Here is a 1,960-nt window from a genome sequence, read left to right as displayed (position 1 = left end):
GCAAACTGTCCAGTAGTACCTGAGGCGTACCACCTTCATTTCGCGGCAGCGTAATAACCTTCCCCGATGGATTATCTGTGGGCGAAAACGACCCCATTACGGTTAGCAGCAGTTGCTCAGCAGAGATTTCGCTATGCACCGCTCCCTCGCCCGTCCGGGCTACTCGCTGTAAACTAAGATCATTTCCGAACTGATACAAACTTTTAGAATTAGCATCGCCTACAAATAGCTGCTGCCGATGAATTTTAACCATTGTAGTGCTCGGGGGTGACAACCGGTAGGATGGAACCTGAACCTGAAAGTGCGATAGGCCTACTGCTATTTCCGGTACGTCTACAGATAATGAATCGGGAGCACGATCTAAGTAGTACGCTTGAATAGCTTGCCACTGATCCTGGTCAATGATTGGCTGGGTAGGATAAACTCCCGCTTGGTCTACCCGTTCGCCGCCTATTCCGGCTTCTAATAAAACCTGACGGACACTATCATGCTCATAGATTCCCAAGCGATGACCCATCCGGGGTAGTACATATTTTTCCCATGTAGCTCTCGGCAGTAGGTCGGGATTAGGATACTGATGGCAGTTACCACAGTACTGCTGCGATAAAGTATACCCAACCGAGAGCGTATCCGTAATAGTTGATCCCGGAATTTCAGTAGACGATTGACAACCAAAAATCAGCCATTCGAATAGAAGAAGTACAGGTATTTTGTACATTGATTGACGAGCAGTCACAAGGGCGAAACTAGCACAAAAGATAGTAGCCGCCGTGTATTTGGTGAGATTTTATTTTTGGTATATTGAGACAATAACAAAATGTGGTGATCTCAACGAAAACCAGCAAGCGACGTTATGGTATACTACAAATAAGGCCGTTTTCTATGGAAAAGATTATTATTAAAAATTTCGGTCCAATCAAGGACATTGAGCTAGAAATCAAAGACATCAATGTTTTTATCGGCAGCACTTCCAGCGGGAAAAGTACGGTAGCGAAGTTGATTTCTATATTTAGAGATAGCGCTGAACTGATATATACTGATGATTTTGCTATTGTTGAAGAACTACTTTCAGACTATAACATTAACTATATTTTTCAAGAAAAAACATACATTGAGTATATAAAAGGCGAATACTCTCTGCAGTTGAAAAGCAATGAGGTGCATTCTAATCTTCCTTTTAAAGGTTTGGCTTCAGCTATTGATCCAAATCGTGAAATGGCTCCTATAATTTCTTCTCTTGCAAAAAGTATGATGAGTGGAAAAGCGTCTGTCAATAAACTTATTTCACTTGCTTTGTTATCTATCGATTCATATGATTTTGATAAAATAGAAGTGAAATCAGAAGGTAGTGATAAGAAAGTTAACAGGTTTCGAGAACTTGTTGAAAAAGTAAAAAATAATAAGGATCAGATTATTAACGATGAAGGTTATTATTTAGATGAAACAATGTCATACATGGCAGAGATAAATGACCTTGTTATGAGACCATTTGGTTCGGGGAAAATAATATATATTCCTGCTGAGAGAATTTTGTTGTCACTAGTAGCCGAATCTATCTTCGGATTAATGAATAATGATGTTTCAATTGCTAAGTGTATTAAGCAGTTCGGTACGCGCCTTGAGTCTGCCCGGAAGAAGAATAGTAATTTTTCTATACCTTTTCTAGAAGTGAGTTACGTGTACTCTGACAAATCTAACTTCGTGACTTTTGATGATAGAGCAAAAGTCAAATTAGAGCAGGCATCTAGTGGGCTTCAATCTATCATTCCCCTTTTATTGGTAATAGAATCCAATACTAGCGACGAGAACATCGTGGAAAACTGTTTTGTTATAGAAGAACCCGAACTCAATCTCTACCCAACAGTTCAGAAGGAGTTAGTTGAATTTATTATTGAACGAATTAATAAGCATAAAGACAAACTAATTATTACTACCCATAGCCCGTACGTACTTACTTCAT

The 1,960-nt window shown here is 39.5% G+C and carries 1 protein-coding gene and 1 pseudogene; one reads left to right on the top strand and one right to left on the bottom strand.

Annotation, left to right across the window (positions count from 1 at the left end):
• Positions 1–718 (bottom strand): annotated as a pseudogene (locus WBA23_RS15940) (hypothetical protein); the annotation flags it as partial.
• Positions 719–882: 164 nt separating this feature from the next.
• On the opposite strand from WBA23_RS15940, the gene WBA23_RS15935 reads away from it, so the two are divergent.
• On the top strand, positions 883–1,960 hold a 1,078-nt coding region (locus WBA23_RS15935), incomplete at its 3' end, for an AAA family ATPase (RefSeq protein WP_424583279.1).

Origin of the sequence: Tunicatimonas sp. (genome assembly GCF_049647865.1) — a bacterium.
GTDB lineage: Bacteria > Bacteroidota > Bacteroidia > Cytophagales > Cyclobacteriaceae > Tunicatimonas.
The sequence above is the reverse complement of the archived record's forward strand: the minus strand, read 5'-3'. Positions and strand labels throughout refer to the sequence as shown.